General features: G+C 39.6%; 20 protein-coding genes and 1 pseudogene. 4 read left to right on the top strand and 17 right to left on the bottom strand.

Translation table 11 applies throughout. The features are described 5' to 3' along the window. Positions 1-9: 9 nt before the first annotated feature. From leuD to JOC76_RS00935, 15 genes and pseudogenes are all read right to left on the bottom strand, one after another. On the bottom strand, positions 10-594 hold the full coding sequence (leuD, locus tag JOC76_RS01005) for a 3-isopropylmalate dehydratase small subunit (protein WP_205175360.1): 585 nt from the start codon (positions 592-594) through the stop codon (positions 10-12). A 1-nt stretch (position 595) separates the two neighbouring features. Beyond that, entirely contained in the window at positions 596-2,014 is a 1,419-nt protein-coding gene (leuC, locus tag JOC76_RS01000) for a 3-isopropylmalate dehydratase large subunit (RefSeq protein ID WP_205175358.1), read from the bottom strand. A gap of 87 nt (positions 2,015-2,101) precedes the next feature. Beyond that, positions 2,102-3,208, bottom strand: a complete 1,107-nt coding sequence (leuB, locus tag JOC76_RS00995) for a 3-isopropylmalate dehydrogenase (protein WP_205175356.1) — start codon at positions 3,206-3,208, stop codon at positions 2,102-2,104. 35 nt (positions 3,209-3,243) lie between these two features. Next, positions 3,244-4,432: pseudogene (locus JOC76_RS00990) on the bottom strand (2-isopropylmalate synthase); the annotation flags it as partial. A 5-nt stretch (positions 4,433-4,437) separates the two neighbouring features. Beyond that, positions 4,438-5,469: a ketol-acid reductoisomerase gene (gene ilvC / locus JOC76_RS00985; RefSeq protein WP_205175354.1), complete on the bottom strand. Its 1,032-nt coding sequence runs from the start codon at positions 5,467-5,469 to the stop codon at positions 4,438-4,440. A gap of 26 nt (positions 5,470-5,495) precedes the next feature. After that, positions 5,496-6,017 (bottom strand): acetolactate synthase small subunit, encoded by a 522-nt coding sequence (gene ilvN / locus JOC76_RS00980; RefSeq protein WP_205175352.1) that lies wholly within the window; start codon positions 6,015-6,017, stop codon positions 5,496-5,498. Then, positions 6,014-7,741, bottom strand: coding sequence for an acetolactate synthase large subunit (gene ilvB / locus JOC76_RS00975; RefSeq protein ID WP_205175345.1), 1,728 nt, complete (start codon positions 7,739-7,741; stop codon positions 6,014-6,016). The genes ilvN and ilvB overlap by 4 nt, the downstream gene beginning before the upstream one ends. Before the next feature lie 582 nt (positions 7,742-8,323). Continuing rightward, entirely contained in the window at positions 8,324-9,994 is a 1,671-nt protein-coding gene (ilvD, locus tag JOC76_RS00970) for a dihydroxy-acid dehydratase (protein WP_205175343.1), read from the bottom strand. Between the two features lie 395 nt (positions 9,995-10,389). Further along, positions 10,390-11,118 (bottom strand): exonuclease domain-containing protein, encoded by a 729-nt coding sequence (locus JOC76_RS00965; protein WP_239557461.1) that lies wholly within the window; start codon positions 11,116-11,118, stop codon positions 10,390-10,392. Next, complete coding sequence (locus JOC76_RS00960; RefSeq protein WP_205175338.1) at positions 11,111-12,097, bottom strand: DUF294 nucleotidyltransferase-like domain-containing protein; 987 nt, start codon at positions 12,095-12,097, stop codon at positions 11,111-11,113. The genes JOC76_RS00965 and JOC76_RS00960 overlap by 8 nt, the downstream gene beginning before the upstream one ends. Positions 12,098-12,296: 199 nt before the next feature. Next, positions 12,297-13,559: an ammonium transporter gene (locus JOC76_RS00955; RefSeq protein WP_205175336.1), complete on the bottom strand. Its 1,263-nt coding sequence runs from the start codon at positions 13,557-13,559 to the stop codon at positions 12,297-12,299. Between the two features lie 192 nt (positions 13,560-13,751). Next, positions 13,752-14,084 carry a MerR family transcriptional regulator gene (locus tag JOC76_RS00950; RefSeq protein ID WP_205175334.1) on the bottom strand — a complete coding sequence of 111 codons (333 nt, stop codon included), beginning with the start codon at positions 14,082-14,084 and terminating at the stop codon, positions 13,752-13,754. Between the two features lie 139 nt (positions 14,085-14,223). Beyond that, positions 14,224-14,382 (bottom strand): hypothetical protein, encoded by a 159-nt coding sequence (locus JOC76_RS00945; RefSeq protein WP_205175332.1) that lies wholly within the window; start codon positions 14,380-14,382, stop codon positions 14,224-14,226. Between the two features lie 21 nt (positions 14,383-14,403). Further along, positions 14,404-14,541 (bottom strand): protein YkzB, encoded by a 138-nt coding sequence (gene ykzB / locus JOC76_RS00940; RefSeq protein WP_205175330.1) that lies wholly within the window; start codon positions 14,539-14,541, stop codon positions 14,404-14,406. Between the two features lie 899 nt (positions 14,542-15,440). Further along, complete coding sequence (locus tag JOC76_RS00935) at positions 15,441-15,776, bottom strand: PilN family protein (RefSeq protein WP_205175713.1); 336 nt, start codon at positions 15,774-15,776, stop codon at positions 15,441-15,443. Positions 15,777-16,180: 404 nt separating this feature from the next. On the opposite strand from JOC76_RS00935, the gene JOC76_RS00930 reads away from it, so the two are divergent. From JOC76_RS00930 to JOC76_RS00920, 3 genes are all read left to right on the top strand, one after another. After that, positions 16,181-16,984, top strand: coding sequence for a basic amino acid ABC transporter substrate-binding protein (locus tag JOC76_RS00930; protein WP_205175328.1), 804 nt, complete (start codon positions 16,181-16,183; stop codon positions 16,982-16,984). A gap of 95 nt (positions 16,985-17,079) precedes the next feature. Further along, the gene (locus JOC76_RS00925) at positions 17,080-17,736 is read left to right on the top strand and encodes an amino acid ABC transporter permease (RefSeq protein WP_205175326.1); all 657 of its coding nucleotides are present in this window, start codon (positions 17,080-17,082) and stop codon (positions 17,734-17,736) included. Further along, positions 17,733-18,455 carry an amino acid ABC transporter ATP-binding protein gene (locus JOC76_RS00920; RefSeq protein ID WP_205175324.1) on the top strand — a complete coding sequence of 241 codons (723 nt, stop codon included), beginning with the start codon at positions 17,733-17,735 and terminating at the stop codon, positions 18,453-18,455. Before JOC76_RS00925 ends, JOC76_RS00920 begins: the two co-directional genes overlap by 4 nt. Before the next feature lie 88 nt (positions 18,456-18,543). Here JOC76_RS00920 and JOC76_RS00915 read toward each other — a convergent pair whose 3' ends face one another. Then, complete coding sequence (locus tag JOC76_RS00915; protein WP_205175322.1) at positions 18,544-19,050, bottom strand: hypothetical protein; 507 nt, start codon at positions 19,048-19,050, stop codon at positions 18,544-18,546. A 304-nt stretch (positions 19,051-19,354) separates the two neighbouring features. On the opposite strand from JOC76_RS00915, the gene JOC76_RS00910 reads away from it, so the two are divergent. Further along, the gene (locus tag JOC76_RS00910; RefSeq protein ID WP_205175320.1) at positions 19,355-22,108 is read left to right on the top strand and encodes a dynamin family protein; all 2,754 of its coding nucleotides are present in this window, start codon (positions 19,355-19,357) and stop codon (positions 22,106-22,108) included. Between the two features lie 139 nt (positions 22,109-22,247). Here the strand turns inward: JOC76_RS00910 and JOC76_RS00905 are convergent, their stop codons facing one another. Continuing rightward, on the bottom strand, positions 22,248-23,210 hold the full coding sequence (locus JOC76_RS00905) for a D-2-hydroxyacid dehydrogenase (protein ID WP_205175318.1): 963 nt from the start codon (positions 23,208-23,210) through the stop codon (positions 22,248-22,250). Positions 23,211-23,382 lie beyond the last annotated feature (172 nt).

Here is a 23,382-nt window from a genome sequence, read left to right as displayed (position 1 = left end):
CCCTGCGCATTATCTTTTAGTTGCTTCGTATTGATTAATTTTATCTTCGTAGGTTAAAGTTACGCCAATTTCATCCCAGCCATTTAGCAGCATTTCTTTAGGGTATGGGGCAATATCAAATGTAAGTTCAAAGCCCTCATTGTCGTATACTTTTTGTGCCTCAAGGTCAACAGTTAATGTATATTCAGTAGACTCAGCCTTTTTGATAATAGTCTGAACCTGATCCTCACTAGCAACAATCGCGAGAATCCCATTTTTCACACAGTTGTTTTTAAAAATATCAGCATAGCTTGGGGCAATAATGATTTTGAATCCAAAATCTTGAACCGCCCATGGGGCATGCTCACGAGAAGAGCCGCAGCCAAAATTTTCACCAGAAACTAGAATGGAAGCTCCCTTATACTTGGCATCGTTCAGAGAAAAATCAGGGCGTGGATTCCCATTGTCATCAAAACGCCAGTTATAAAATAAAAATTGACCAAAGCCACTGCGTTCAATCCGTTTCAAAAACTGCTTAGGGATAATTTGGTCAGTATCAATATTAGTCCGGTTTAATGGATAGACAAGACCTTGATGTTGACGTAATGGTTCCATATTAAATGACCTCCTGTGCAGTAAATTGACGAACATCAACAAAATGGCCAGCTACCGCAGCCGCTGCAGCCATTTCTGGGCTTACAAGGTGTGTACGGGCACCATTTCCTTGACGACCTTCAAAGTTACGGTTAGAAGTAGAAGCACAGCGTCCGCCTGGAGGAACGATATCATCATTCATCGCAAGACACATACTACAGCCCGCTTCACGCCATTCAAAACCAGCTTCGATAAATACTTGATCGATGCCTTCTTTTTCAGCAGCCAGTTTAACGCTGAAAGAACCTGGAACGACAATCGCTTTGACACCAGAATTTACTTTTCGTCCGCGGATAACTTCAGCGGCTTTACGTAAATCGCTTAATCTTGAGTTGGTACAAGAACCGATAAACACATGATCGATTGCCACACTTGAAAGAGGCTGTCCAGCTTCTAGTCCCATATATTCAAGGGCACGGTTAATTTCGTCTTTTTCACTTGGCTTGTCCGCATCCTCAGGACTTGGAACGTTAGCGGATACTGGAAGACACATGCCAGGGTTTGTTCCCCAAGTCACCTGTGGTTCCACTTCAGCTGCTTCAATTTCAACGACTGTATCATAAACTGCGCCTTCATCTGTTGCAAGTGCACGCCATTTTTCTACAGCCTTTTCAAACTCTTCACCTTGTGGGGCATACCTGCGACCGCGTAAGTATTCAAAAGTCGTTTCGTCTGGAGTAATTAATCCTGCTCTAGCACCAGCTTCAATTGACATGTTACAGATTGTCATACGCTCATCCATAGAAAGTGCTCGGATGGCTTCACCAGTGTATTCAATGACATAACCAGTTCCAAACTGAACACCAAATTTACCGATAATCGCTAAGATTAAATCTTTCGCTGTAACACCTGTACCAAGTTTTCCATTTACCTTTACATTTAAGGTTTTTGGTTTTGCCTGCCAAAGGGTTTGGGTGGCAAGAACATGTTCTACTTCGCTTGTTCCAATACCAAAGGCTAAGGCACCAAATGCACCGTGCGTGGAGGTATGACTGTCACCACAGACAATGGTTTTACCTGGTTGGGTAAGACCAAGTTCAGGTCCGATTACATGGACGATTCCATTATCAGGATGATGAATGTCGGCAAGTTCTACTCCGAATTCCTGACAGTTCGTTTGTAGGGTATCGATTTGATTTTTTGAAACAGGATCATTAATAACAAGCCGCTGACGTGTTGGTACGTTATGATCCATGGTCGCAAAAGTTAAATCAGGGCGGCGTACCTTGCGCCCGTTCATTCGTAAGCCCTCAAATGCTTGAGGGGAAGTTACTTCATGAACTAAATGTAAATCAATATAAAGTAAATCTGGTTTTCCTTCTTCTTGATGAACGACATGTTGTTCCCAAATTTTTTGGATAATCGTTTTTGGTGTTTGCATAGCCACACTTCCTCACGATAGTAGATTTATATAGATGGAAAAATTGTGGGTAAACCATTTAACAAAATGGTTTACCCTATAAAAGAATTAATAATAACAACTAGCGATGCATTTAGACGCATGTTGCGATTTAATATAATCAACAATTAACTTCGTCATTTCGGCAGTTCCTACTTGGCGTCCCTCTGCAATTTGAAGATCGCCTGTATGGAACCCTGAGTCAAGAACCGACTGCACTGCATCTTCAATCACTTTTGCTTCATTGTTTAGATCAAATGAATAACGAAGCATCATCGCAGCGGATAAAATCATCGCAGATGGATTAGCAATTCCTTTGCCAGCAATGTCAGGTGCAGAACCATGAACTGGTTCGTACAGTCCAACGCCGTCTTCACGCAAGCTTGCTGAAGGAAGCATGCCAATCGAGCCAGTTAAAACAGAAGCTTCATCACTTAAAATATCCCCAAATAGATTTTCTGTCACAATAACATCAAACTGAGTTGGGTTCGTGATTAGTTTCATTGCAGCGGCATCAACTAGGAGATGTTCAACCACAACATCTGGATATTGAGCCTTTTTCTCTTCAACTACTTCACGCCACATTTTGCTGGATTCAAGGACATTGGCCTTATCAACAGAAGTAAGGTGACCCTTGCGTTGCTGAGCAGCCTGGAAGCCTTTTTCTACGATTCTTTCAATTTCTTTGCGAGTATAAGAAAGAGTGTCGACTACAGAAGTTCCATTATCGCGCCGTTCACTTGGTGTACCGAAATAAAGCCCGCCTGTTAATTCACGTACAATGAGGAGGTCGCTTCCTGCCACCACTTCTTCTTTCAGTGGGGATGCATGAAGAAGATTTTTGAATCCCTTAATCGGCCTTAAATTTGCATATAAATCCAGTGCTTTCCGAATCCCTAGCAAGCCACGTTCTGGACGAAGATGGGAAGGATTTTGATCCCATTTTGGTCCGCCCACGGCACCTAGTAAAACAGCATCTGCTTGTTTACAAGCTGATACTGTTGAATCCGGAAGGGGAGTGCCATGCAGGTCAATGGCTGCTCCTCCGATTTCATGGGTTTCAAAGCTAAAATTGTGATTAAATTCTTCCGCGATCGCTTGTAATACGTCTTTTGCGGAATTAATGACTTCCTTGCCAATCCCATCACCGGGAAGTAAGACAATATGTTTTTTCACTAGAAGCAACCTCCTCATTTTTCTATTATAACTTTTTATAGTACTGGTTCTTGAATCAATGCTTTTTGGTTAAAAAATACACGATTGACTGCATTCAAGAAGGCCTTTGCTGATGCCGCCAAGACGTCCTGTACAGAGCCATGTCCACTGACAGTTGAGTTGTTTACTGTCATTTTTATATGGACCTCAGCGAGTGCGTCCCGTCCTTGCCCGACAGAACTTAGTCTGAAATCAGTCAAATGTATTTCTTCATCAATTAGTGCTTCAAGAGTGTTCATTAATGCTTCAACGCTTCCAGAACCCATCCGTGCTGTTTCAACCCGTTTTCCTTCAGGGGTTGTTAAGGCAACAGTGGCAGTAGGGAGGTTGGCTGAACCATAATGGACTTGAAAAGCAACTAATTCATATTTTTTTTCATCGATTGTCGCTGTTTGAATATCCGTTAAAATTGTAAATAAATCCTCATCGGTTACTTCCTTTTTACGACCGTTAATTGTTTAAATGAAGTAAACGCTTCGGCAAGTTTATCAGCAGATAAGGTATAGCCCAATTGTTCAATCTTGTCTTTAAAGGCATGCCTACCGGAATGTTTTCCAAGAACTAAATCATTGTAAGTAACTCCGACTAATTCAGGGGTGATAATCTCATAGGTTAAGGCGTTCTTTAAGACGCCATCCTGATGGATTCCAGATTCATGAGCGAAGACATTTCGTCCGACAACTGCTTTGTTAGGAGGGACCATCATGCCTGTCAATCGGCTGACTAAATTGCTAGTACGTTTGATTTCCTTTAAGACGAGATTTGTTGTAAAAGGGTACTTATCTTTACGGATATTTAAGGCAACGGCAATCTCTTCTAAAGAAGCGTTCCCCGCACGTTCCCCGATTCCGTTAATCGTACCTTCGACCTGGGTAACCCCGTTTTCAATCGCCGCCAAGGAATTGGCAACGGCCATTCCTAAATTATCGTGACACGGACAAGAAAGAGCAGCTTTATGAATATTAGGAACATTTTCTCTAATATAACGGAACATCCGGCCATATTCTTCAGGAGTTGTATATCCTACGGTATCTGGGAGATTGATGACAGTTGCACCTGCATCAATTACCTTTGTAATAATTTGAACTAGAAAATCAAATCAGATCGTGATGCATCTTCAGCAGACCATTCGATATGCGGGAATTTCTGTCTCGCATATCGAACCATGTCTACTGCTGAGTTAATGGATATTAACGTGAACCATTACCCACTGTTTCTTTCTTTGCGTTTACAGGCTTTTTAATAAATGGCATTAAGGCACGAAGTTCGCGGCCAACAACCTCGATTTGGTGATTGTTTTCTGCGCGGTTAATCGCATTGAATTGCGGGCGGTTTGTTTGGTTCTCTAAGATCCAGCCTTGAGCAAACTTACCAGTTTGGATATCTTTTAATACTTCTTTCATACGTGCTTTTGTATCTTCGTTTACTACACGTGGTCCAGAAACGAAATCTCCCCATTGTGCAGTGTCAGAGATAGAGTAACGCATGTTTTCTAATCCACCTTCATATAAAAGGTCAACGATTAATTTTAATTCATGTAAACACTCGAAATAAGCAACTTCAGGCTGATAACCTGCTTCTACTAATGTTTCGAAACCAGCTTTGATTAGGGCAGTAGCACCACCGCAAAGAACCGCTTGTTCTCCGAATAAATCTGTTTCTGTTTCTTCTTGGAAAGTAGTTTCCAATACACCTGCACGTGCAGAGCCAATACCTTTTGCATAAGCAAGTGCAACATCACGCGCTTGACCAGTGTAGTCTTGGTAAACTGCATATAGAGCTGGAACTCCGGCACCTTCTGTATAAGTACGGCGAACTAAATGTCCTGGACCTTTTGGTGCTACTAAGAATACGTCAACATCAGCTGGAGGAACGATTTGGCTGAAGTGAACATTAAAACCATGTGCAAATACTAAGGCATTACCAGCTTGAAGGTTAGCTTTAATGCTTTCTTCATATACTTTTGGTTGCATTTCATCTGGAAGAAGAACCATAACTACCTCAGCAGCAGCAGTTGCTTCAGCAACAGAAGTAACTTCTAAACCATCTTCAACTGCTTTATCCCATGATTTTCCTTCACGTAAACCAACTACTACATCAAAGCCGCTTTCTTTTAAGTTTAAAGCATGAGCATGACCTTGAGAGCCATATCCGATAACTGCAATTTTCTTTCCTTGTAAAACCTGCTCTTGAATATCTCCGTTATAAAGTACTTTTACCATTGTGAATCATCCTTTCAGGAATATTATTATTTTAATAGTGCGTGTGTTGCTAGATCGTTTACTTGCGGCTGATGACCACGTTGGAGGGCGGTCAAGCCAGTTCTGGCAATTTCTTTAATGCCATATGGCCTGAGCAGTTCAATTAAGGCATCAATTTTATCAGGACGACCTGTAATTTGAACCGCTAGACTATCTTTACTTACATCAATAATTAAGGCACGGAACGGATCAATGATTCCGTTGATTTCACTGCGAAGCTGGCTTGTAGAAGCTACTTTTATTAGAGCGAGCTCACGTGCCACAATTGCTTTATCAGTAATATCTGAAACCTTTAAAACATCAATTTGCTTGTTTAATTGTTTCGTCACCTGTTCAAGGCGCTGTTCGTCTTCAACCTCTACTACTAAGGTCATTTTTGAAATGCCCTCTGTTTCAGATGGACCAACAGATATACTTGAAATATTGAACTGACGTCTTTGTAAGAGACCAGTGACGCGGTTTAAGACACCGCTTCGATCTTGGACTGTAGCTGTTATGATCCGTTTCATGGTTTCACCCCAATCATCTCATGAATTCCTTTTCCAGGGGCAATCATCGGGAATACTTTTTCTTGCTGCAGGACACGACAATCAACTAATACCGGACCATTATGAGCAAATACTTCCGGTAAAACTGTAACAAGTTCTTCCTCATTATTAACCCGATAACCCTTAATCGAATAGCTGTCTGCAAGTTTGACAAAATCAGGCTGTGTATGAAGGATCGATTCTGAAATCCGGTTTCCGTGTAAGAGTTCCTGCCATTGGCGAACCATACCTAGGGCACCGTTGTTGACAATAATGATTTTTACAGGAAGATTTCTTTCATAGATAATCCCTAATTCCTGAAGTGTCATCTGGAAGCCGCCATCACCAACAATTGCCACAACCGTACTATCCGGTTCAGCAATTTGTGCGCCAATCGCAGCAGGGAAGCCAAAGCCCATAGTTCCAAGTCCGCCAGAAGTGATCCAGCGATGCGGCTGCTTAAAGGTGTAATACTGTGCAGCCCACATTTGATGCTGCCCTACATCGGTAGAAACGATAGCATCACCGTTTGTTACTTTGTGGACTGCTTCAATTACCCATTGCGGACACATGCCATTTGGATCATGTTTATACCAAAGCGGATATTCTTGTTTATTTTGGCGTAATTTTTCAAGCCATTCAGCCGTATTTGGTGATTCAAATTCTTGCTCTAGCAGTTCGTTAAGTGCCTCTTTTGTATCAGAAACGATTGGAAGATGTGTTGGAACATTTTTACCAATTTCAGCAGGATCGATATCGATATGCGCCACTTTTGCAAATGGTGCAAAGTGCTTTAAGTTACCTGTTAGTCTGTCATCGAATCGTGCTCCGAAGTTGATAAGCAGATCACATTCGTAAATTGCCATGTTTGCTGCATATGTTCCGTGCATTCCACCCATTCCTAATGAGAGGGGGGTATCTGCTGGAAAGGTGCCAAGTCCAAGTAAAGTAGTAACAACTGGAATTTGATGTTTTTCTGCAAAAGCTGTTAACTCGGCAGATGCTTTTCCATGGAGAACACCGGCTCCAGAAAGAATGACAGGTTTCGTTGCTTTCGAAATAGAATCGGCAAGCTTTTTAATTTGTATTGGATTAGGCTTTGTTGTTGGCTGGTATCCAGGTAAATCTATGCTTGCTTCTTCAGGTTCTTCGGTTAATAGTCCAGCTGAAATATCCTTAGGGACATCGACTAAGACTGGTCCAGGCCGTCCGGTAGAAGCAATATGAAAAGCTTCCTTGACGATGCGCGGGAGGTCCTCGATGGATTGTACCTGATAGTTATGTTTGGTAATTGGTGTCGTGATAGCCATAATGTCAGCTTCTTGGAAGGCATCCGTTCCGATTATGCTTCTGGCCACCTGCCCGGTGAAAACAACAAGGGGCAGGGAATCCATCATTGCATCAGTAATTCCTGTCACAAGATTGGTTGCCCCAGGTCCTGAGGTAGCAATGACGACTCCAGGTTTGCCAGTAACTCGGGCATACCCTTCAGCAGCATGGATCATTCCTTGTTCATGTCGGAAGAGAACATGCTCGATTGTACCCCGGGCCCGGTAAATGGCATCGTATATTGGCAGTACTGCGCCTCCGGGATATCCAAATAGTGTATCTACCCCTTCTTTTTTTAGTAAGTCGATGAGTAGGTCTGCGCCGGTTCTCGGCTCGGTACTAGTTTGGACCTCAAGCTTCTTTGCTTCTACTTTCACGTCTTAATCCCTCCTTAAAGGTAAAAATTGAATGTAGATGTCGAAAAATTGCGATTTGTGTAAATATGTCGTTTTTTATTATTATAATATAGAAATTTGTAAATAAACAGAAAATTTTAATGGTAAAACTTGATACTTGTAAATAAATCTTTGTAACATAGTAAAAAAGACCTATTCTCCTCGAATTAACTGCATGCATCATAACAACAAAGCAGAATAATCGGGGAGAAAAGGTCTTTCATTTTCTCGGTACCACCCGTTTTTTACAGTATCCTCACGAATACTGCCTTAGGAAGCGTTACTAAAGATAACGCTTCTTTTGGTAACAGGTGGATCAAGAATACCACCTGATTGAACCTACTTTGAAAATCATTTCAGTCCAACACTCAGGGATGATGTCAGAATAAGTTGTATTACTGGGCTTCCAGCAACCCCAGCTCTCTGAAAATACAAATTCTTATTCCTTTATTCCCGTCATCGATTTCAATTATTTACTTTTCAAAAATAAAATCACACATGTAGTACTTTAGCTTCCTTAAGGAAGGGGAGGAGTACTAGGTATTCCCATGGTCTTTCAAAATTCTATATCTTCATTACCCCGCCTGTGTTAGCAGAGGTTACGAGTTTAGCATATCGTGCAAGATAACCAGATTTAATTTTTGGTTCTGGTTTAATCCAGTTTTGACGTCTCTCTGCTAACACTTCTTCATCCACGATAAGTTCAATGGAACGTGCATCGAGGTCAATTATTATTTTGTCACCATTTTCAACGAGACCGATTGGTCCACCTTCTGCTGCTTCAGGTGAGATATGACCAATGGAAATTCCGCGGCTTGCCCCCGAGAAGCGACCGTCAGTGATGAGGGCAACTTCTTTTCCTAAGCCTCGGCCCATAATAGCTGAGGTTGGAGCTAACATTTCCGGCATTCCTGGACCGCCTTTAGGACCTTCGTAGCGAATGACCACTACATGGCCGGCTTTAACCGTTCCATTATGAATGCTTTCTAATGCCTCATCTTGGGATTCAAACACAATGGCTTCACCTAAGAATGTTTTAATGGAAGGATCTACAGCACCAACTTTGATTACGGCGCCATCTGGAGCAATGTTTCCATATAGGATGGATAGTCCACCAACTGGGCTATATGGATTATCTTTTGTCCGGATGACAGCTTCATTTGTGATTGTTGCGTCCTTCACATTTTCACGAAGAGTTTTTCCAGTAATCGTTAGGCAGTTATCATGCAAAGCACCTTCAACTTTATAAAGTTCATTGATGATGGCACTTACACCGCCTGCGCGATGAACATCGTCCATCGAATAATCAGATGCTGGCATAATCTTGGAAAGGTATGGAACTCTTTCAGCAATTTTATTGATTTCGCCAAGATCATAATCAATACCAGCTTCATAAGCAATCGCCAATGTGTGTAACACCGTATTAGTTGAACCGCCCATTGCCATATCGAGTGCAAAAGCATTATCAATGGCTTCTCTTGTAATGATATCGCGAGGTTTAATATCTTTTTTGATTAAATCAATCAAATGTCTAGCTGCTTGTTTAATTAGTTCATGTCTTTCTTCGGAAGTGGCAACCATCGTGCCGTTACCAGGAACCGTCATTCCTAAAACTTCCATTAAACAGTTCATGGAGTTTGCTGTGAACATTCCTGAACATGAGCCACAAGTAGGGCAGGCATTTGTTTCAATCTCAAGCAACTGGGCTTGGCTGATTGTGCCATTATGGTAAGCACCAACACCTTCAAAAACTGAAGTAAGGGAAAGATTTTTTCCTGTAGATGGTGAGACACCAGCCTCCATTGGACCGCCAGAAACGAAAACAGATGGTACGTTTGTTCTTGCGGCTGCCATTAACATCCCTGGGGTGATTTTGTCACAGTTTGGAATGTAAAAAACACCATCAAACCAGTGTGCGTTAATTACTGTTTCAGCACTGTCGGCAATGATTTCACGGCTTGGAAGGGAGTAACGCATTCCAATATGTCCCATGGCGATTCCATCATCGACACCGATTGTATTAAATTCAAATGGAATACCTCCGGCTTCCCGGATCGCTTCTTTAACAATTTCACCGAAATGATTAAGGTGTTTATGTCCTGGGATAATATCAATATACGAGTTACAAACTCCAATGAATGGCTTTTCGAGGTCACTCGTTTTTACCCCTGTTGCATATAATAAGCTGCGGTGGGGAGCACGATCAATTCCCTTTTTAATCATATCGCTACGCATTTTTTTAGCTCCTAACTGACAAAGGTATGGTTTTAGGATACCAAACCACTCCGTCGATTATGACAATTTTTCTACCAACTTCTTTTTCCCATTGTGTAGGAATAAAGGCTGGGTGTTAATTGATGATTTAGTTTCGATTATCATACAACCAAACGAGAACATGGTCAATATAAAAATCTGACAATTCAAACAAATCTAAAAATCTGGTAGCGTTTTCATTATTGGTCTAATAAGGAATTTATGAATAAAAAATTTTTAAAAAATTTTTTATTCTTTGAAAGTGAGAGGAGAAAATTCGGGGTAATTTCAGGTATAAGTAGGGAAGAGAGGGATAAAAGTTTGGTTGGAAACTACTAAACAAATCAGGGAAAATGTTAGATTAGTATAGTAGTTCATCAACCAATTTTTGCCAAATATTCATAAACCTGTCTTAAATACTGGAAACCCATTTCCTCTGCCAGCTGTAAATAATGTTTCCAAATTTTTGCTGTCATAATTGCGTCACTTAGGGCGTGGTGGCGATCTGCTACCTTTATGCCGCATTCCTCGCAAACTTCTTCCAGTGGAGCTGATTTCATATAGGGGTTTGAGAGACGGATGAGAAAAGAAGTATCTACAATACGGTGGTCAAATCGTGTTCGTAATACATCGCTGGTTATTTTTTTCATAAAAGCCTGCTCATGACTGGCGTGGTGGGCAACAAGAAGATCGCTTTTTATAAATTGGAAGAATTGCATTAGGGCTTCTGCTGCTATTGGGGCGTTTCTTAAGTCTTCATCATATATATTCGTTAATGCCGAAATCTCCTCCGATAGTGGAAGAGTTGATTGGACTAACGTATAAAATGTTTCTTGTTCTCGGAGTTGGTTTCCCGTCATCTTGACGGCACCAATTGAAATGATTTGATCGCCTTTTTCCGGATAAAAACCGGTCGTTTCTAAATCGAAGACTACGACTTTTAACTCATTTAATGGGACGTCTAAGTTGTTCTTTTGTTTCATTTCTCTTTGTAATTCTCGAAGGAAAGCCATCTGCTGCAGAGAAGATTGGTTTTGTAAGCTTGCGTAAAGGTTTGAATTCACTTTTCCGGATAATTGGCGAAAAAATTGAATCATATTATTCATCCTCATTTGAACCATCCTTTTCTAGTAACCTTTTCATATGATGAAAGAGGGCAGCTCCATTTTTAATGATGTCTTTTAATTCTCTTATCTGTTCTTTTGTTAGCTTATTAATAGTTAAATAATGTCCGGAATCATAGTCTTTATGGTCTGAAAATAGTAGTCGATAGTTTAGCAGTTTAATAAATTGTTGTTTTAAAAATGCTTTTTCTCCTGCAGGAAAATAGAATGCTGGTATTTTTTCGAGTCGAAATAATGAAGATGTTTCGTGTAATTTTTCTTTCATCGAAAGGAGGCGGATTGCATTCACATATGGAAAAAGGCCGATTTCTTTGATATTTAATTTTCCAGTGTGAACTCCGTGAGTTTCTACTAAAAGTTGACCTAAGACGTTAATCCCTTTTTTTAGATGAAGTGTATTACTTAGTGATTTTGCTAATAGGTTATGTTGATTCATGTTTAAATAAATGTGGTCTTTAAGCTTTTGAAGAAAGGTATTTTCTCCATACATTGTTCTGCCGTCTAGAAAGATGAGTAAATAGCGAATTGATTCCCATTTCGATTCAACTATCCATTTCGATAATTCCTGCTCCCATTCGTGAAGTGATTTACACCAGAATGGATTGCTAGCCATAACACCGCCGTCACAATATCTGTAACCAACTTGATAGAGGCCTTTTGAAATTTCTTTTCCTAATTGTAAAAAGTAAGATTTGTTTTCATCGGATGAATCAAGATAAATAATCCCATGGTCTTGATCACTCCACACTGATTGTTCTAATCTGCCGGCACTACCCATTACAAAGAAGGTGAACGGTGAAGGTGGTGGTCCACTATGATCAGTGACTTGTCTAAGTGCAATCGATACTACCCGCTGAAAGATTTCATCATGCAATGCATTTAATTGAAAGTGGTCATGACAAACATGTTGCATAGCTGACCCTCGGTATTGAAGAGTTTCCAGATATGGGCTCTCTAGCATCGTGTACCCCCCTAAAAATTCAAATAGCAGTCAGACCCTTTAGAAAAAAGGGAATGACCGCTGTAATAAAAATTGTCTAGTTCCAGCGCCTAGGGGCTCGGGGTCATAAGCCAATCCGTCAAGAAGGCTAAAGAACAGCCTTCCCGCCGGCTCGTCTTATGCCTGTCGCCCCTGTTCAAGGCGCTTCCGCTTTTCTTATTTATTGAACCTTAAATTGCTGTTCTGCTTTTACTAATTCAGGGTATCCGTAGCTGCCATGTTCACTCATATCAAGACCGATGATTTCCTCCTCTTCAGTGACACGTAATCCATTCATTACTTTCTTCATGATGGCTAAAATAATAAATGAGGCAATAAAAGCGAATGCTCCACAAGTGAAAACCCCTAATGCTTGAACCCCAAGTTGATGTAATCCACCGCCATAAAATAATCCTGGCGCACCAACAGTGGCTAATTTTTTTGTAGCAAAGAAACCAGTTGATAAGGTTCCCCAAACACCGGCAGTCCCATGAACGGATAGAGCTGCAATTGGATCGTCAATTTTAAATTTCTCGAAGAAGCGAATGCTATAAAATACTAAAATTCCAGAGATAAAGCCAATTACTACTGCTGCCCATGTATCAACGAAAGCACAAGATGCTGTAATGGCAACAAGACCTGCTAAAGCGCCGTTTAACATCATTGGCACATCTGCTTTACCTAATACCATCCAAGAAATAATCATAGCAGCGACCGTTCCAGCTGCAGCAGCTAGATTTGTATTTAAGGCAACAAATCCAAAGAATCCTTTGTCAACAGATAGTGTGCTACCGGCATTAAATCCAAACCAGCCAACCCATAAAAGTAGTACACTTAATGCTGTGAATACTTGGTTATGACCTGCAAGGTTATTAGCAGAACCATCTTTGTTGTATTTCCCAATCCTTGGTTTTAATATAATGGTAGCCGCAAGTGCTGCCATTGCACCAGTTAAGTGAACAACCGTAGATCCAGCGAAGTCTTGATCACCATGCTCAGCTAACCAACCGCCGCCCCAAATCCAGTGAGCGATAGGAGGGTATACGATGGCTGAGAAAAGCACTGAAAATACTAGGTATGCACTGAGTTTAGCTCGTTCAGCAAATCCCCCAAATGCAATCGTTAAAGAGATACCAGCAAAAGCTAATTGGAACATAAAGAATACAGCACCTGAAAGTGACAAACTATCTATCTCGTAACCTGAGTAGAAAAAATCGGATAATCCAATCAGTGGGTTGCCTTTTCCGAAAATCAACCCAAACCCAACTGCCCAGAAAATAATAGAACCGATACTAAATGTTAAGATGGTTTTACCTGCAATATGACCTGCGTTTTTCATCCGGGTAGAACCTGTTTCTAAAAGAATAAAACCTCCGATCATTAAAATAACAAGTATCGCACCTAACATAACCCAAAGGCTGTTCATTAAGAATGTAGTATCCATTTGTACTCCCCCTTTATTAAATGATGTTAATTTTTATAACATCCTCTGTAGTTGTATTTTCACATGAATGAGGGGGTGGTATCTATAAATGTGGTAGATTTTCTAACATGGTTTTTAAAATAAGGGGAAAAATCTTACCAAATAGGCAAAGGAAAAGCCTCGTTTCTGTGTGGAAATCGAGGCTTTTGAAAGTTAAGGGGAGCTTCTTCGTAACCCAAATTGAGCATTGAGTTGTCCTTGTATCATTTTGCGGCGAATTTCATCTTGATTTTGTTTCTTCTGTTCCCTAAGCATTTCTTTTCTGATTTCATGTGTTTGAATTCCGTCCTCAATTTTGTTAGCGATGTCCATTAATAATTCTACATCGGAAAAGGAGAATTTGCGGCTACCGCCAGCCGATCTTTCAGGGAATATTAGTTTTCTTTCTTCGTAATATCGTATTTGTCTTTCGGAAAGTCCCGTCAAATCTCTGACAATGCCAATCGTTATAACTTTTTTGTCTTTGTAAGATAAGTCTTTTCCCATTTTAGTTGCTCACCACACCCCATGTTACCTATAGTTTGAATATTTTTATTATTATATGTTACATTTCCTTACATGAAAATGGATACTTGTGCTTATTTGCCTGATTGATTGGAAAATATCATATTGGAGTAGAAGGACATTATTTATTGGAGGACATTGACTTTTTATATAGAATTTCCAGTTCGCTGACTGTCAGAGATTGAAGCTCAACAGGTGTATAAAATAAATCTGTACTCTCTAATTTTTTTATATAAAATTGCTTTAGTCTTTCAAGGCCTCTTCGTAAGTGGGTTGTCACTTTCTTTCCCTCCTTTAGATACTAGGCATTTTGAAGTTTTCTTAAAAGTTCATGTCCTTTCGAGCCCATTGTTTTCATGAGTTCTTCATATAATTCATCTCGTAATTTATCTAACTGTAAGATTTGCAGCGCTAATTTAATTTCATGTTTCTGATTCATCCGATTATCCCCCTTCGATATGTTTATAATCAAAAATTAACTGATTTTTCTGCTTTTGTCAGTGAAGATGTTAGAAAGGTTGACAGGATATTTTGAAAAGTCTGGATTGATTTTGAAAGAAATTCTAACCAATGAAAAGAACCGGCTGTAGACCGGTTCTTAGGCTGTTGAAAAACGCTCGTCAGCATATTGTTTTATTCAATTACTTTAATAATTCCCTGCGTTAATTTGTTTTAATATGATTAGTATATTTCGGCTTTTCAACAAGAGTGTTGATTAACGCTCCAGGCTCTTCGCTTTCCGCGGGCGTGCCGGGGAGCCTCCTCATCGCTTCGCTCTTGCGGGGTCTCCCCTGCCCCGTACTCCCGCAGGAGTCTTCGTGCCTTCCGCGCCAATCAACAGAGTGTTTTCAATAAGGATTTCAACCAAACTAGTGGAAATTTACATATGTAAAATAACAAGATTTATACATTTGACCTAATAGCCAGGAATTAACATACAGAACAACAACTTGTAAGGGTTATGAGAATCCAAGAAGAGTCCACTACTATCCTAATGTACACGCTCAAAAAATAAGATTGCAATACACTTGGCAAGGTTAGAAAAAGTTCGTTGCAATAATTAGGTTGATTTGCCTTCCGGTTGATTGGAGCGGAGGGCACTCGACTCCTATGGGATAGAGAGGTCACTGGAGACCCCGCAGGCGCCATAGCGCCGAGGTGGTTCCAGGACCTCCCTGCGGAAAGCGAGTGCCAGGAGCGGAAATCAACAGGCCCAAATGTAAGGGCATCTCATCAATGGATTTGGTAATTAGATACTGACATAATAAAAAAATTGCCTAGAAAAATACCAATTCTCGACAATCTAAGAACCGGCTGTAGACCGGTTCTTAAGATGAATTAAAATTCTCCGTCAAAGGGTGTAAATGGAATATGGAGGCGATTCTCAACTGCTCTTAGACGTTGATTTACACGTTGGAGCCGTCTTTGAAGCTGATTAATTTCTCTTTCTTGACGCTCATTTTGCCTTTCAAGCTGATTAACTCGACGTTCAAGCTGCTGAGGTTGCCGATTCGGGTCGTATAGGTCAACTGGTGTATAGGAATCGACTGGTGTATAGGAATCGACTGGTGTATAGGAATGAATAGGTGCATAGGAATGATATTGATCTACTGGAACATAGGTGTGATACTCAACGGGTATTTGTGGACATTGATAATAACCGTAGGGATTCATCATATAGGCATCTCTCCTTATATATAGTACGTTATAGATTATGTGATGGGGTATAGAGAGAAACGGCGAATGCCTATGGGAAATGGTCCTGAACTCAGCAATTTGAACTATTTATCTATAAAAGATTTATATTTTACATAATTTTGGAATTATAATTTTTAGAGATAAATGCTTAATGTTTATTTTTATGCATGGTAATTTCTACAATAATAGTTTTAAACAAACGCTTACATTAATGAATTTCGAATAAAACCTACTATATAATAGGTTGAATTTAGTCTACTAACGTATTAATATAGTAAGAAAATAAAATATTGAATAAAAAAACAAAACAAGTTATAATCATTTATAGTTTAAAAATTAAAAATAAAATTATTATAAAAAAATAAATAGGAGGTTTAAGCATGAAAAAATTTAAATTTGTTTCTACTTTAATGGTGGTCGGTTTACTTCTGCTCCTATCAGCGTGTGGTACTAGTAAAAATGAGGGAAGTGCGAAGAAAACACTCAGAGTTGTGACCGACGCGGCCTATGCGCCATTTGAATACCAAAAACAAGGGAAAGTCGTTGGTTTTGATGTGGATTTTGTTAACGCAGTTGCTAAGGAAGCTGGATACAATGTAAATGTTGAACATGTTGGCTGGGATCCAATCTTTGTTGAGATTGAAAAGAAAACAGCAGACTTTGCTGCATCTGCGATTACCATTACACCAGAGCGTCAACAGAGCTATGACTTTACAGTTCCTTATTTCTTATCCAAAAATGAAATCTTAGTTCCAAAAGGAAGTTCTATTAAAAGTGCAAAGGATTTAGAGGGCAAAAAGATAGCCGTACAAAATGGAACAACTGGACAAGCAGTAGTAGAAAAATTATTTGGAAAAAATAACCCTAATATTAAGAAGTTTAAAAATAACAATCTAGCCATTCTTGAATTGGAAAATGGCGGAGTTGACGCAGTTGTTGCTGATAACACAGTTATTGAAACCTATGTTAAAAATAATCCAAAAGATAATTTCAAATTCATTGAAGATGATACTGCTTTTTCAAAAGAATTTTATGGTCTACTATTACCAAAAGACAGTAAGTTGAAGCCTGAACTAGATAAGGCAGTCAAGGCAGTCATTGACAATGGAACATATGCAAAAATCTATAAAAAGTGGTTTGGTGTGGAACCAGATACACAAACATTAAAAGAACAACAAAAGTAAACTAATGAAATTGCGTAACTTCTATATTCATAGGCAGTTACGCAATTTTTGCTTAACTAAACTAATTAGCCTACTCAGATGGCGGAGGGATCATAATGGATTTCAGGTGGGATATTATTGTAGATTATGCGCCCTTACTTTTAAAAGGGACATTATTAACGATTGGTTTTTCAATCGCAAGTATTATTATTGGTACTATCCTTGGTTTATTTATAGGTTTGGGGAAAATGATGAAAAAAAGGCTATATTCCTTGCCTTTTAGATGGTATATAAACTTTTTCCGAGGCACACCGTTAATGGTGCAAATTCTATTAATTCATTTTGCTGTAGTACCAGCAATACTCGGTACGACAAATGCAATCGTGGCCGCAATCTTAGCACTTTCCTTGAACTCGGCAGCGTATGTAGCAGAAATCTTCCGAGCAGGTATTCAATCGATTGATAAAGGGCAAATGGAAGCTGCTCGTTCGCTTGGGATGACACATGTACAAGCTATGAGGTATGTGATTCTGCCGCAAGCTATTAAACGAATGATTCCTCCACTTGGAAATGAATTTATCGTATTAATAAAAGATTCTTCATTGGCGGCATTGATTGCAGCTCCTGAGTTAATGTACTGGGGACAGGCTATGCAAGGGGAGTATATGCGTCCGTGGGAGCCATATCTTTCATCAGCGGCAATTTATTTGATGTTAACTTTATCTCTTAACTTCCTATTAGGTAAACTTGAAAGGAGGTTTGCAACAGAATGATTCAGGTGAAAAATTTAAAAAAGTCATTTGGAACCAATGAGGTTCTTAAGGATATTAATGTAACGGTTAAGCCCCAAGAGGTTGTAGTTGTCATTGGTCCCTCTGGTTCTGGAAAGTCGACGTTTCTTCGCTGTATCAATATGTTAGAAACCATTACGGGCGGACAAATCCTAATTGAGGGTGTAGATATTACCGATAAAAAAACGGATATTAACAAAATTAGGACCGAAGTGGGGATGGTGTTTCAACAATTTAACCTTTTTCCTCATAAAAAGGTGATTGAAAATATCATGCTAGCTCCTATGAAGGTAAGAAATATTCCTGCGGATAAGGCAAGAGCAAAAGGGATGGAGCTGTTACGGAAAGTTGGACTAGAAGATAAGGCGGATGCCTATCCTGATTCTTTGTCTGGCGGGCAGAAACAGCGCGTGGCGATTGCCAGGGCTCTTGCGATGGAACCAAAGATTATGTTGTTTGATGAACCTACATCTGCTCTCGACCCTGAGATGGTTGGAGAGGTACTAGAAGTAATGAAGGACCTTGCCAAAGAGGGAATGACGATGGTGGTGGTTACCCATGAAATGGGTTTTGCCAAAGAAGTGGGCGATCGCGTTATTTTTATGGACGGCGGCTTGGTTGTGGAAGATAAGGTTCCGAGTGAGTTGTTTGACAATCCACAAGAGGAACGGACGAAGACATTTTTGAGTAAGGTATTATAGATTGGATGGGGGCCTTTTAGAAAGGCCCCTTTTGTTGTGCTCAGGGAAGTGAATTATTTTATAATATGAAAAGATAACCATATATTAATCATTCAAAATGAAACACTTCCGTAATTTTATCTGCTCTAATCCGATTTTGACACAACTTGAACAGCTGTGTGAGGAATTCTTCCACTTCTGTTGGTTTAGTTGGCAGTTTAATATGAACAGCAGTCGATCCAAACATTTTTTTAAAGTAGGCTTTTCTTTGGTCATTTTTTCCGTCCCGTTTTAATGGGTTGTAGGACCAAATCAAATAAAATCCATCTTCAAGTTCTTTTAATTGCCGTATCTCCGCGCAAGTGGTGGATTTATTATGTGTATAAATGACTAAATAAAAGTTGTCATTACGATGCCAATCAATGAATAAAAGATAATAGCCAGTCTCACGATCCGAGCGGATCACTTCATATGCGTCTAATACTTTCTTTCCATTTGTCCATTGGTGAAACTTGGGCAGCATCCCGCCAACTGTTTTTAGCTTTTTAATCTCGTATCCGTATGGATTAGAAAGCTCTATTTGTCTGATTATTTGGATAGCCTGTTCTTGTTCCAACTCTATTTTCCCCTTAAGTTATTTTGTTTCATTATACGGTGCAAAATGGAAAAAAAGGAAGTTTGCGTATATTTATTTTTCACCGGAAGGAAAAGTGCTATACTTAGTTTATTAATAATTCTGAAAAGCTGGTAAAGTGTTTGTCTTTAAAATGAAATACAACTGACATGATTTTAAAAAATTCCTTTGTTAGAATCGATTTAATTGGGACTTAAAATTCATTTGTACGTCGTATAGTATATGGAATAATTATGGCTCTTTTCCATATGAATGACATAGAGTGTTTGCAATTGGAGGGAAAGAAATGACGCTAGAGGATCAGTTAAAACAAAAAACGTATTATAAAATGTTCATAAATGAGCATGAAGAGATTCATCCGATTCGCGTTCTAGGTGAAGAGTTTCAGGAAGAGGCAAGCAAGGACCTCCCAAATCTATCAGCAATACGCTTTGCCCAAGGGGAAGTGTATTTTCATCATAAAGATTACGAAGCTGCCATTTTTAAATGGGAAAACATCACGGATGAACTCGTGCCATGGGCAAAGAAAAATACAGCGGATGCCTATTATGAACTGGGATTACTATCTACAGCAGAAGATATTTACACTACCATATCAACTGACAATGATACATTAAATACAGAAGTCGCATTGCAGCTATTTTCACTGTATTTTGAGCGCGGTAAGACGGACGCAGCCATTTCTACGATCAAAAGGACCATTGCCGCAAACCCAGAATATCCAAACGTGACTGAGATTGCCCGAGCCTTTTTTGAAGGACAGCAGGATTGGAATAATGCTGTGGAATTGGCCATATCCGAAGCTATGCGTTCTGGGGAGCTAAGTTGGTTTGAAATACTAAACGACTATGTAGACAAGGGAGTTACCAAAGCCCACGCCCCGGGCTATTTTACCCAAGCCTTAATTCTATTGTTTCAAATTGATAAGAAAAAGTTTGAACAACTCGTATCCTCATTATGGAAAAGCTACCAACATGAAGAATCCTATTTTACGTGGATTAGAGAAATAAACCAGTTATTCTTCCAACTGGATTTAGAAAGAGAAGATAACTGGCACGAGCTATCAAAGCTTCATAAACATGAATATTTCGATTTGATTGAAGGCAGATATTATATAAAAATGCTGCAAGAATTTGTTCCAGATTTGTTGACCAACTGGCTTCGCTTAGCGGATGAAAGAAATGTCGTGATAGCCGCGGCGGCAGTGCTTTCCTGGAATGAATTGTTTCCAACAAGTATTAGTTTATCCATTGTTACTGAGGCGGAAAAGCTGATTAGTGTAACTGAGACTGATATCGATGAACTTGAAGAAAGTTTAGCCCTTTTTGACACCATCATTGATTGGGCAGTGGCACATGATATGGGTGCGAATAATCGTTATAAATGGCTGGTTGAACAATTAGTCGATTTTGATAGACAACATCTTCTTGTTACCGGCTTATCAGGAAGTGGAAAATCGACTTTTGTGAACAGTGTTTTAGGAGAAGATCTCCAGGATAGCCCAACCTCTTCTATCGTTATGTTTAAGGATGGTAAAGAGGAGGAAATAATTGAAATTACCGATCGAGAGATTTCTAGATTAGAAGGCTTTACTGAATTTCAAGAGCGAATGGACCGCCGCCGTCATGCTCTAGAATCAATTATTGATTTCAAGCTTCCAAATCAATTTTTGCAGGAAAATAAACTGGCCTTTATTGATACCCCAGGATTAAAGGGGAACCACAATGACCGCTTTGAAGTGTTGAAAAACTTGCATGTGGCCGATGCTGTTTTGTTTGTGATTGATGGGAATGCACCGTTTAGGGATAAAGAACGCGGGATATTGGTGCAAATTCAAGAATTGGCACCTGATATTCCGGTCCACTTTCTGTTAAGCAAGATGGATACTATTGCCGATGAGCAGGAAGCTCTAAGAATTTACCAAGAAACCAAGTCCTTGATCCAATCAATTTTACCGGATGCAACCGTGTTTGCCTTCTCTTCGCAATACGAGAGAGGTCAGCAGATGAAGGATATTAAAGAGTTTCTGCAGTCAATCAAAGTGACTAGAAACTTAGAGGATAAACGTCTGGCAAAGCTGTTGTATTTTATCCGAACCACTATTGCTAGTCTTTTACAAAGACGGATTGATGTTGAAAATCAATTGGTAGAATCGATCCGCTGGAATGAAGAAATGCACACGAAATTAAATGGGGCGGTTAACCAGGTTAAGGATACAGTAGTACAGAAAACACGTGCCATTTCTAACTCGTACCAGACCATTAGGGAATCAATTCAAAAGGATATTGAAAAGGCCGTTCCTGCCATGTTAAAAGAGTGCTCTTCTCTTATTAAAGAGGATAGCAACTTTAGTAATATTCATCTGGACTTGAACAATGAAATGAACCGCCGACTACAAGAATACTTGGAACTAACGGTTCTGCCTAAATATTATCACTCCTTACAGGAATGGATTAATACTAGTAAAGAGGAATTTGATCAGGCTCAGGAATATTTAAATGAATTGAGTGAGGGCTTCAATCTAATGTATGGGGAAGATCATCTAGCACTTGTTTGTGATATTAAGGTTCTGGATGACTGGCTTCGTGACATAGATCGTATGACTAGCCGATTCCAGCTAGAAGCTGTCAATATCCTTCTCCGCCGCACGCCATCACAATTTTTATTAAAAAGCGCTGGCAAATTGTTTGGTGCAATATCGCAAAATACAGCGATGCTTTATAACAAGTACAAAGCTTTTGTAGAAAATGATGATTACGCCGAAACGATTGCCGATGTAAGTAAGCAATTTTTCCAGCCGTTTGAGTTATTTGAAAAATCTCTAGAGCGGGATATTACTTTATTTTTCAGAAATCCGTTAAATAGATTAACAGCTGCTGTAGATGAAGCAAGAGTAGGTATTGAGTCCAACCAGGATCTACTTAATAAAATGAACGCCAATCCAGAGATGTTCCGCGATCCGTTAACCCTATTCGGAGTAAGACTTCGTCAATTTGAATGGATGACAGTGGCTGGTAAAGGAATGCAAACCATATATTAAAAAAGTAGAAAAAAACATTCCGTTTTTATTTCGGAATGTTTTTTTCTATTATTTATTATTCTGTGACAGCCATTCTGCCATTTGTTGTGATATTCTTTTAGATAGTAAATTCCGTTTTTGCTGTCTTTCTAACACCCATTTAATAGCCTTTATGATAATTAACCAAATTAATGTTCGGAATTTTTCCGTCTAGATAGGTCTTTAAATTTGGAATGAGAATATTCTCAATGACTCGTTCATTATAGTGCTCTGTGGACCCTGAAGTGTGTGGAGTAATAATGACATTGTCCATCTCCCATAATGGACTTTCTGGCATGAGTGGTTCTGTCTCAAATACGTCGAGGCCTGCACCTGCAATGGTGCCTTCTTGTAAGGCCTGTACTAGGTCCTCCTCCACAACAACTTCTCCTCTTCCTATATTGATAAAATAGGCAGAGGACTTCATTTGATTGAATTGCTTTTCCCCAAATAAGTGATGGGTTTCTGGTGTAAGGGGTAGTATGGCCACTACATAGTCACATTTGGGCAGCAGCTGATCTAATTGGTCTGAAGTATACATCTCATCGACAAAGTCAGCAGGTTTTCCGGAGTGCCTCGCACCAAGTACCGTCATGCCAAATGCCTTGGCAATTTTAGCCGTTTCTTTTCCAATTTCGCCAACGCCAATAATTCCAATTGTTTTTTCATGAATCTCGAGTTTGATGCTGGAATGGTCCCATGTTTTTGTTTGTTGATTTTTTACATAGGTATGGATTTTTCTTGTTAGACCTAACATTAAGGCAAAAATAGTTTCCGAAATCGGGTAGGCATGTACACCGTTGGCGCTCGTTAATATCGTATTTTTTATTTGAAGCCGCTCGAGGGGAAGTGAATCTACTCCGGCACTCCAAGTTTGCAGCCATTTAAGACTGGACACTTCTTCAAGACAATAATCTGCTAAACCACCTTTCCAGCCGACAATGATTTCAGCATCTTTAGCATGTTCCTTCCATAGGGCTGGCTCTTTGCCGACAATAACGTCCCATTCAGGGACCATGTGTTTTATTTGTGCTATGTGTTCCGGTTTAAGGTTTTGTGTAATTACAATTTTCCGTTTGCTCATATTAGTAACTCCCACCTTATTGTTGATATAGAATAATCATATCGTATTTACGGTTGAAAATTAATCCTTTCCGCTGAGGATTCTCTCTTTATGGGTTATGAATCTATTTTTTTTGTGCCGTTGCATAAATAAGTGCAAAAAAATTCAAAAGAATTTTTACTTATTACAATAG

Source organism: Neobacillus cucumis (assembly GCF_016908975.1).
Lineage (GTDB): Bacteria > Bacillota > Bacilli > Bacillales > Cytobacillaceae > Neobacillus > Neobacillus cucumis.
This window is presented reverse-complemented; position numbering and strand designations above follow the sequence as displayed.